Here is a 10,032-nt window from a genome sequence, read left to right as displayed (position 1 = left end):
ATTTATTTGATTTATATATCAATTAGGACGTTACCATGATTCATGAAGTGCAACATGATATACAAAATTGTCAATATAAAGTACATCTTGAGGGGAATCTATTCGCAACTGTGACATACCAACAACAGGATGAAGTGTTGTTTATTACTTCGACTCGCGTACCGGATGAACTTCAGGGTAAAGGATACGGAAAAATAATGATGGAGAGTGTATTACCGCAAATTGAAGCGCAAGGTTACACCATTAAACCTGTCTGTAGTTATGTTGTGCATTATTTAAATCGACACAGTGAATGGCAGCATTTATTGCATCGAGAGTCGTAGCATACAAGCCCATTAGCTCGGTGCTGTGTTTACTTTTAATGTGACCGCGACCAGTGCATGGTCAGTACTAAAGTTATCGAGCTCATAGCTCGGGTTGACCAGATGTTGATCAAGCACAGTATAGTGGCTGATATAGCTTTTCATTGGCTGGATAAAAGGCGCGAAGTCTGCGGAAAGGAGAATATAGTCGAGTACAGATCCCGTGGAGCCGGCGTAATGAGTGGCTTTGCGAGGCTGCTCAACACTCTCGGTATGCAGATCCCAAGCATCGTAAAGCGCATAGCCAGCCAGCGGTTGTTGTGTTTCTGGTCTGCGGTATAAGGCCTGCGATAGTAGTCCTTGAAACTCCTCGTGATGTAACGGTTTATTAAAATCGCCCATTAGCACACAAGGCCGCCCAGTTTGTTTTTGAGTATTGACGATATATTGGTGAGTCAGGTTTGCTTCAAAGCCTCGCTGAACAGTAGAGAGCCAGCGTCCTAGCGTTTCTTGTTGCCATTCATCGATCAGATGATGAGGTGCCGCAGGCGATTCTGCCGGACGTTGAGATTTAAAATGCACAATATAGACATCGATATCCCCGAGCATTGGCAGGCAAACCGTAGCGTGTAACGGTGTACGATTAAAGCAAAAAGGGGCAGCTTGGTTTGGTAACGTGCCATGTACGGCGCTCACTTGGCGCAGAGAATAGCGAGAGGCAATTACTACAACCGGATGGCTATAGATGTATCCATCTTTGACGATAGGTTCATCTACACAGGCCACATACGGGTAGCCTAAATCCATCATCTGGTTGCGCAGTTCATCAAAACTGAAAACTTCTTGAAAGCCAATGATATCGGCATCCAGCTGTTTGATCTTCTGGCTAAACCATTGCTTTTTTTTCTGCCACTCTGCTTGCGTGTAAATATTGTCGAACTGATAATATGCGTTCGGCGGAGCTAAATAATTGAATAAATTAATCGTTGCGAACGTAATCGTCATGTTAAATCCCAATATTTGTGTCTCGGTCGATCTTATACCCGAATGGTGTAATTTAGCAGTGCTAATCCCTAACCTTGTTTCCTGTTGTGATGAGCTCTCGCCTTTTAAGGCGACTTGAGTATATGATGCGCTGAAACATAGATAAGGATCTCTCATGTACCCTAAAGTCTCTCAAGGTTGGCGCACGCCACAAAATTTCCTATTGATTATCTCCATTATTGTGCCGATTGCATTTTCTAGTTGGATGGCACTGTTGAATAATTTCGTGATTGAAAAAGCGAATTTCGATGGTTCAGACATTGGCTTATTACAAAGTGTACGAGAAATCCCCGGATTTTTAGCCTTCACCGCCGTATTCGTTTTACTGTTCATTCGAGAGCAGCGATTTATCCTGATCTCATTGGGTATGTTGACGTTAGGAACCGCGATGACGGGTTTTTTCCCTTCTTTAACCGGGTTACTGCTCACGACATTATTGATGTCGACTGGGTTCCACTACTTTGAAACGCTTAAACAATCCTTGTCTTTGCAGTGGTTGAATAAAGATGAAGCGCCAGAAATGCTTGGCAAACTCATTTCGGTTGGAGCACTTGCATCACTGATCACCTACGGTGCTTTGTGGGTAATGTTAGAAGTGTTTCAGCTCGATTTTAAATGGGTCTATGCCATTTCTGGCGGTGCTGGTTTTGTGCTGGTGTTGATGATTGCCTTTGCCTTTCCTGAATTTAAAGCGGAAGTGCCACAAAATAAAAAGCTCGTGCTACGCAAACGTTATTGGCTGTATTACGCCTTGACCTTCATGAGTGGTGCGCGTAGGCAAATTTTCACTGTTTTCGCTGGTTTCCTTATGGTAGAGAAATTTGGCTATTCAGCGGCCGATATTACCTTACTGTTTTTGATCAACTATTTGTTCAACTTTTTGTTTGCTAAACGCATTGGTAAGTTCATTGGTGTAGTCGGCGAGCGTAAAGCGCTACTGTTTGAATATACGGGGTTGATTGTTGTTTTTGTTGGGTACGGTCTTGTACAAAACGCACATTGGGCGGCGGCGCTTTATGTGGTTGACCACCTCTTTTTTGCCTTGGCTTTGGCGATTAAAACTTATTTTCAGAAAATTGCAGATCCTGCGGACATGGCGTCTACAGCGGGAGTTTCTTTTACCATTAACCATATTGCGGCCGTGTTCATCCCCGCCACGTTTGGTTTAATTTGGCTTATCTCTCCGGCGAGCGTCTTTTACATTGGAGCGGTAATGGCACTTGTTTCGCTGCTTTTATCACTCAATATTCCAGTAAAACCCGAAGCGGGTAATGAAGTTAGAATTCTACGTTGGAGCGACAGGTAACAAAAGGGTCGTTTACGACCCTTTTAACATGATGCCAATAGTCACTAGACAAGCAACATCTGGGTTGGCTGTTTTTCAACGTATGTCGTGACGGATGGTATCTAATGATCTATGTAGAGATAGTTTTGCCAACTTTTCATCCGGATGAGTACCTTACGCATAATCGAGACATGAGAGAAACTGTCTGAATAGATAGCGGCTTCAAAAGCGGTACCGAGCGGCAGGTGATAATCGCTTAAATCATCGGTAACTTTAAGGGTGACGAGTACTCGTCCATTGGTACGTAATGCCTCAGTTCCTAGCAAGGTGCCTCGTGCTTGGATCTGGCTTTCACCAATCACAGGCAATATCTCAACCACTTCTCCTTTAAAGACTTTTCCGGGCAGTGCTCTGAACAAAAACTCGGCTTCAAAGCCCGGTTTTAGGCGTTGAAGAGAATTTTGCCTAAATGCAGCTGTGTAGATTTTATCTTCTGTGTGTACAAACGTCATCATTGGCGCTAAGGGTAATGGTACGGACATCGCACCTGGTCTGAGAGCTAATTGTGTCACATAGCCATCAGTAGGCGCTCTGACAATGGTTTGTTCAAGGTTGAATTGGGCTTGTCTAAAATCGGCAAGCAGGCGAGCAACGGTAGTATTCTCACCATTGATTTCTGAGTTTAAGGAGATATTGGCTTGATTTAGACGTGCTTGGGCGACTTCTACTGCTGCCTCTGCTGCTTTATAAGCTTGGCGACGGGTATCAAGATCTTGTTCGGTGAATGCACCTTTATCATACCCACGTTGATAACGAGCATACTCACGTTGTGCTTTATCCCGGTCAGCGATAGCCTGTACTTTCGCTGCCGCAGCTTCAGAAACATTCGATTCTAGGCCGAGTGCACCTTGGCTCGCCTCTTTGATCTGAGCTTCAATTTTTGCCAATTCCGCTTCAAAAGGCACAGGGTCAATTCTAAAAAGCACATCACCTTGTTTTAAGGGCTGGTTTGCTTGTACCGGAACCTCAATCACTCTTCCTCGTACTCCTGAGACGACAGGTGTTGTGGAAAAAACTTGGCTACCCAATTGAGTAAAAGGATGATTATAGTTCATCAGTAAGATCAGGGTGCCGATCAAAATAACGCCACCTAATACAGCGGTAGGGACGGTCCACTTATTTAATGGAATTTTAAAGACTTTGAATATCGCAATACATAAAGCGGCATAAGTCATGATCAGAAGTAAATCCATTATTTCGTCTCCTGATTATTGGTATCGTCTAGGTTTACTATGGATTGTTGCTCTTTTAGCTGATGTAACTCCCGAGTGAGTATTGCTACTTGATCGATAAGTTCATCGACGCGATGATGAATATCGTGTTGTTCTTCTTGAAGTTTAGTGAACCCCCAACCGCGATCTTTGCGCCACAAGGTTGCCCAAATCCACAAAAATGGCCAGATAGTGTGCAAGGTAAATAAACTCACCCAGCCAGAAACATGAATGGCATCTTGATGTGGATGGTCGCGCTCTTTGGCTATTTCATAAGGGATATCATGAATGACGATGATTCCATAAAAAATGACCAAGGCTACGAAAATCAGTAGACCAAGGGCAAAGTAATCTAAAAACATAGTTGCTCCTGTATTTCAATGACGAGTGTAAACGGCAGCCAATAGCTTAACGTGATGGAAAGTTACTCAGTGCACACTTGGTTGCGGCCATTCGCTTTCGCGCGATATAAGGCTTTGTCGGCGCGGTAGAATGTGCGTTGTGTATTTTCACCATCTCGATGCAAGGTTATACCGATACTGACGGTTAAGCCGCGCTCACCTAGAATATCGTGCCAACCAAATTGGAATATGCGTTCTCGATAGTTTTCGGCATGCATTTCAGCTTGGTCGAGCGAGCAATCTTCTAAAATCACCAGAAACTCTTCTCCACCAAAACGGACACAGGAGGAGCCTCGGAATTTAAAGTAGTTTTTCAACTCACGTGAAACATTGACTATCGCTTTGTCACCAACCAAGTGACTAAGTTCATCATTAATCGATTTAAAATGGTCAATATCAATGACTAGAAATGCAAATAGCTTCTCATGAAGCAGTAGGTCTTTCAGCTTTACATCTAACCAGCGGCGGTTGTGTAAGGTGGTGAGTGGGTCAGTGAATACATCCTGTTGAAGTTGGGCTACGGCATTCTTTTGATGTTCGGTGGTTTCTTTGAGCTCGCGATTTTCAATCTCAGATAAGATCAATTTCAATTGCAATTCAAAGCGCGATAAGCGACGCAGTTGATTGGCCCCCAGCTCACTAATCGGGATGTTTTTCATCAGATCAGTTTCAATTCGAAAGCCTTTTTTTTCATAAATCAGGGCGGCTTGATAAAGGCCTTGGCGCTCGCACACGGCACTGAATGCTCGATACAGCTGCTTGGCCATCGTAGGTGACGTGTATCGTTGCAGACGTTTATCTGTACTGGCCAGCATCATATTGGCAATATGACTTTTGCCTATTTTAGCCAGGCAGTTGGCCGTTTCAATTCGAATCATATTCGATAGCCAGGTGGAATTCATATTCCCAGCACTGTACTGAACACTAGAGAGCGTAATGAGCGCTTTATCGACTTGATCCTGATGAAGATAAAGTTGAGCTTGATAGAGTGAAATTTGCCCGGTAAGAATTTTATCGCTGACCAAAATACTCAGCTCTTCACACTCTTTAATTAGGTCGGTGGCGGCGGAGATTCGGTGCAGTTGAATGTAACACGATAGCATGTAAAGTTTATAACGCAGGCGTAATGAGCGGCTGGTGATTGCGTGATCAATACTATCAATTTTTTGATAGTAACGAAGGGCTCGGCTGTGTTCGCCATAAGCATCACACAGGTTACCCATGCCAATGACGGCTAGTACATATTCGTCAATGTAACCTGTGTCGACGGCAATATTAGAAGCGGACACATATTCGTTGAGCGCTGCGGCAAATTCACCGCTTTCCATTAGGCGATCGCTCAAACTGTTTTTCACAGACAAAATAATTTCGGCGTCCTTAGGCAATTCAAGTAATGCTAAGGCGTGACGAAGCTCCTCTATGCTGGCGGACGACTGATGCAGTTCTGAACGATACTCTGCACTGATGATGTAGCTAAGTGCTTTTTCTTTTGATGTTGAGGCTATATGTTGTCGGACGTGATTCCAGAAAATGATGGCCTCCTCTCCGGAAACGGAGGTGGCATCCAAACCCGTATCTTTAATCTTACTGAGCAGTACTTCCATGCGACCATTCCTGAGGTTGACTGTCTTCCAGTTGTTCTAATGTGAATGGGAAACTCAAAATGTCTTGGAACATCACTTGAGGTAGCGACCCCGTTAATCCTTTTCTTTCCCAGGGGTATATTTCAATCATCTTAGCCAATACATGGAAGACGTGCAGCGCTGCATCGCCTTTATCGGCAAGAAGCAGCGCTAAGCGTTCGCTACTTAAACGAGAAACGAGATCTTTTTGGTTACAGAGCGAGTGGGCAATCTCGGTACATACATCGAGGTACTTTGAGTCGTTATGTTGGATGACAATGACGGCGTGATTAGAATGCTTCAACTCGGTCTTGAACAGCATGAGTTGTTCCCACCAATAAGTCTCTGAAACTACATTGGAGAGATGTTTCTCTGGGTCGTATTCGTGTTGACCACGAATACGGTTAATGAGTTTACGTGCTCGTTGCTCAAGTTGTCGCTTAGAGGCTCTTGCTTTATCAAGGCCAATGCGCGCCGTTTGTTCTCGAAGCATCTCAACCGTAAATTGGCGATATTTCTTAAATGAGGCTAAAGAAGCTTTAAAATCACCACGCTGCTCTGCGACTAGGGATTGTTGGTAGCAAATTTGTGAAAGTAGCTCACCTTTATCAAATGAAGCAGCAGAGGCTTCAGCAAGAAGCAACAGCTCAGTTGCTTTCTTGGAGTCTTTTCTCAGCAGTTCCAAACGAGCTCGACTAATGAATGAGTGGGCCTTCATCCACACAAGGTTATGCTCCACGGCAAGTTCGAGTGCTTTGGTGGTTGCCGCTTCCGCATCTTCGATTCGTTCAAGCCCGAGCAGTGCCAAGCCGCGAAAATCCCAAACCTCGGCTTGCCAAGTTTTATCGGGATGATCCTGTAGCGCTTCTTCTGCACCATCGAGCACCGTGAGCATATCGATGTATTGGTTAAGTAGATAGAGATCCCATGCCCACAGAATACGGGCTTTGCCTTCTAACCAGTGGATACGGCTATTGTTCGCAACTTTAACCGCTAACTCATGAGTTGAGCATGACAGCTGATATTCGTTGGTAATACGCCAAACATTACCCAAACCAATCAGGCTTTCTATTTGGATATCAACTTCATCAACCAGAGCTGATTGTTCTAAGGCATTTATCCAATATTGTTGGGCGGTATAATATTTTGCCTGACCCCAAAGTTGCAGCGCGTGAATATGCAGAATTTCGGGAAGGCAGTCATCAGTATCGAGGGTATTTTGAGTGGATAAGGCTTCTTTAATGTATTTTAAACCCACACGGTAGTCCATTAGACACCAAGCGCAGCGAGATAAAATGATCAAACATTGAATCGCCCCTTCTGGGAAAAAGATCTGCTGTGCTCTCAATAAACACTGCTCCGCGACGATCGACACCTTCTCCGGCTCAGTTTCAATACGGGCTCTAAGCTGTTCTATTTCAATTTCAAGAAGGTATTGGCTTTTATCCAAACGGGCTGTTCCTCAAAAGTAAGAAGCCTAAGTCACCGATTCATTATATGAAGCCAACGTTAAAGCGCACTATTTACTTTCCCAAAAGTGGGTGCATTGGTTATTCATTACCACAATAATCTGCGCTACTTCACAATCCACAGTCTAAATATAACCTAAAAATCTAAGAGAGTAGTTCTTTCAATGTCAGTGGATGTTTGGTTAATTCCAAATTTTGGGCGGCGGTGAATCCATGTTTATCTTGGTAGCACAGATTGTGCCAAGCACGAAAAATATCCAGCATTGGTTGTAGGCCGCCAGGGCGAAGTTTGCGCCTCGGTTCGTTGATAAAGCTTTCGAACAACAGTTGGAAGCGTTTTTGATAGAACTCTGTTTGCTTAATCGATGCTTTATCGAGCCAAGCTTCGGGTGTTGGATTGTCTCCTGCCAAATAGCAAACACCTTTGGCAGCCTGTGCCTGATTGGCAATAGCCCAGCGATCTCGCCACCATCCCATGTGAACAATGTCCGTTTTATTCACAGAATGTCCATTTTGCCATTGCGGATCTTCCTCAACGTACATCAAGTCAACATTCTTACGCTTGATTCGCGGCAAACAGACGCTCAATGCGGCAGAACGTAAAACCGGATCTTGAGGCAGATAGATAGAAACTCGCTTATCTTCAAGGCACAAATCCAGCACGTGGAGGAAGTGGGCATAAGAGGTGTAAGGAGGGCGAATCAAGGCGCCTTTAGAAGGATAATGAAAAGTGGTGAGGTTACCCATTGGGTCTTCAACATTACCACGGGCTAAAATCGTTTGGTATTTCTGATCAATACGCTCACGTAATAGCGGAGATGCGTCAGGAGTGGGTAGATTCGCCTCGGATGAATGTTCACGAGAAACAAAACGCGCGGGCGAGTGATAGGGGTTGTGATCAAGCTCGCCAGCAGGTTCTTCATTGGCGGAATAGTTTACGTGCTGACAGAGTATATAACCTGTTTTGGCTTCACCTGTTGCAAACCACAATACGCCGTTGTCGCTATGGGGTTGGAGCGGGATGTAATTGCAAGCCAGTTCATATTGGTTTGCATGATTCACCCAACGCGCATCAATCATGGCCAGTTTTCGCCGACAGCGACTGGCAATGTGCTCGACATGATCATAAAACGTTTTTGGGTTGATGGATAATTTACGGCAAATCTCTCGCACCGAATAACTCATGAAGAGTAGGCCGAGTAAGGTTTCTTGAAAGGCGAGTTTTTTGTTGGCTCCTGACCACTTATCAACAAAGGTACTCTGACAAGCTTTGCAACGGTATCGCTGGCGATCGCCGCTGTAGCCAAAAGCGTGATAGAGGTGTTTGTGTGTATGAACAGATAAACCGAAATTTTGGCAATCATCACTGCGACAAGCGGGCAAACCGTCGCTGTGAAGCTGCCTTAAACGGTGTAATTCGTTTAACACTTCTCGGTTGTTAAGTAAGGGGGGGAAAGCTCCACATTCACGACAAACCATCGTTGGACGCTTCGGGTTTACGCGCTGCAGAACGTACCGTTCGGCTTCACTCAGTCCAAAGTTGTCACACGCCAATGTTTTACAAAAGTTGAGTTGTAAACCATCTGCGTCCTTGGGTAGTTGGTCGTTGGACACAATCGCCCCCTCGGGGTAATTTAAGGCTGCCAATTTGGGTGGGCAGCTGAGGTTTAAAAATTAGATACTAATCGCTGTTTCAAGCGCGACTTTCATCATGTCGTTAAAAGAGGTTTGGCGATCTTCAGAGCTTAATTTCTCACCGCGAATGATGTGGTCTGACACGGTAAGAATCGTCAATGCTTTTGCGCCTAGATCCGCTGCAACGCCATAAATACCGGCCGCTTCCATATCCACACCTAAGATGCCAAGCTTATTCATTTTTTCGAATAAATCACCTTCAGGTGTGTAGAACAGATCAGCGGAAAACACGTTGCCTACCTTCACGGGCACGTTTTGTGCGCGTGCTTGATTGACAGCTGTTTCAAGTAATCCGTAATCCGCAATCGCGGCAAAATCGTGGTTGTTAAAACGGATGCGGTTAACTTTGGAATCGGTTGAAGCACCCATACCAATAACGATATCCATTAGATTGACATCGTCACGAACTGCGCCACAGCTACCAATACGGATGATATTTTTTACACCGTATTCTGAAATCAACTCGTGAACATAAATCGAGCATGATGGAATGCCCATACCGTGGCCCATAACGGATACTTTTTTACCTTTATAAGTACCGGTATAACCGAACATACTGCGAACATCACAAACCTGTTTAGCATCATCTAAAAAAGTTTCAGCAATGTATTTTGCACGTAATGGATCGCCTGGCATTAGAACGGTTTCAGCGAAATCACCAACTTGCGCATTAATGTGTGGGGTTGCCATCGTTGTTACTCCAAAGTTTTCGAGTCAGCGATTTATCCGCAATAAGTGGATTAAATTACTAATTCTGTTGAATCTGATGTGTTTTGTTGAGGCAATACTAGCTAGACCTGACACTGTTCCTTGAGAGATTTGTCACAGAATGGAGGTTAATACCCTTTTTGTGGCTCATTGATAACTAAAAGTGTTGAAAGTGGTAAGGCAATCGATTTGGGTAAACGTTTACCTTTTATGTGTACATAAATATATTTTGTAT

The 10,032-nt window shown here is 44.3% G+C and carries 9 protein-coding genes; 2 read left to right on the top strand and 7 right to left on the bottom strand.

The window, feature by feature from the left end:
* The first annotated feature begins 35 nt into the window (after window positions 1-35).
* Window positions 36-323 (top strand): GNAT family N-acetyltransferase, encoded by a 288-nt coding sequence (locus tag B9J87_RS01700; RefSeq protein WP_013868360.1) that lies wholly within the window; start codon window positions 36-38, stop codon window positions 321-323.
* A gap of 12 nt (window positions 324-335) precedes the next feature.
* On the opposite strand, the gene B9J87_RS01695 is transcribed toward B9J87_RS01700, so the two are convergent.
* Complete coding sequence (locus B9J87_RS01695) at window positions 336-1,463, bottom strand: endonuclease/exonuclease/phosphatase family protein (RefSeq protein WP_094149248.1); 1,128 nt, start codon at window positions 1,461-1,463, stop codon at window positions 336-338.
* Here B9J87_RS01695 and B9J87_RS01690 point away from each other — a divergent pair.
* Complete coding sequence (locus B9J87_RS01690; RefSeq protein ID WP_094149247.1) at window positions 1,462-2,652, top strand: MFS transporter; 1,191 nt, start codon at window positions 1,462-1,464, stop codon at window positions 2,650-2,652. The two genes, B9J87_RS01695 and B9J87_RS01690, sit on opposite strands and share 2 nt — an antisense overlap.
* Window positions 2,653-2,753: 101 nt before the next feature.
* Here the strand turns inward: B9J87_RS01690 and B9J87_RS01685 are convergent, their stop codons facing one another.
* The 6 genes from B9J87_RS01685 to deoD form a co-directional block, all read right to left on the bottom strand.
* On the bottom strand, window positions 2,754-3,884 hold the full coding sequence (locus B9J87_RS01685; protein WP_013868363.1) for an HlyD family secretion protein: 1,131 nt from the start codon (window positions 3,882-3,884) through the stop codon (window positions 2,754-2,756).
* Complete coding sequence (locus tag B9J87_RS01680; protein WP_094149246.1) at window positions 3,884-4,264, bottom strand: DUF3302 domain-containing protein; 381 nt, start codon at window positions 4,262-4,264, stop codon at window positions 3,884-3,886. Before B9J87_RS01680 ends, B9J87_RS01685 begins: the two co-directional genes overlap by 1 nt.
* 62 nt (window positions 4,265-4,326) lie before the next feature.
* A complete protein-coding gene (locus B9J87_RS01675) occupies window positions 4,327-5,907 on the bottom strand; it encodes a diguanylate cyclase domain-containing protein (protein WP_013868365.1) in 1,581 nt (526 codons plus the stop codon).
* Window positions 5,888-7,375: a hypothetical protein gene (locus B9J87_RS01670; RefSeq protein ID WP_094149245.1), complete on the bottom strand. Its 1,488-nt coding sequence runs from the start codon at window positions 7,373-7,375 to the stop codon at window positions 5,888-5,890. The genes B9J87_RS01675 and B9J87_RS01670 overlap by 20 nt, the downstream gene beginning before the upstream one ends.
* 163 nt (window positions 7,376-7,538) lie before the next feature.
* A complete protein-coding gene (locus tag B9J87_RS01665; RefSeq protein WP_010317563.1) occupies window positions 7,539-9,008 on the bottom strand; it encodes a hypothetical protein in 1,470 nt (489 codons plus the stop codon).
* Window positions 9,009-9,068: 60 nt separating this feature from the next.
* The gene (gene deoD, locus B9J87_RS01660) at window positions 9,069-9,779 is read right to left on the bottom strand and encodes a purine-nucleoside phosphorylase (protein ID WP_013868368.1); all 711 of its coding nucleotides are present in this window, start codon (window positions 9,777-9,779) and stop codon (window positions 9,069-9,071) included.
* Between the last annotated feature and the right edge of the window lie 253 nt (window positions 9,780-10,032).

Origin of the sequence: Vibrio sp. V19_P1S1T109, assembly GCF_002241375.1 — a bacterium.
Classification (GTDB): Bacteria; Pseudomonadota; Gammaproteobacteria; order Enterobacterales; family Vibrionaceae; genus Vibrio; species Vibrio anguillarum.
The sequence above is the reverse complement of the archived record's forward strand: the minus strand, read 5'-3'. Positions and strand labels throughout refer to the sequence as shown.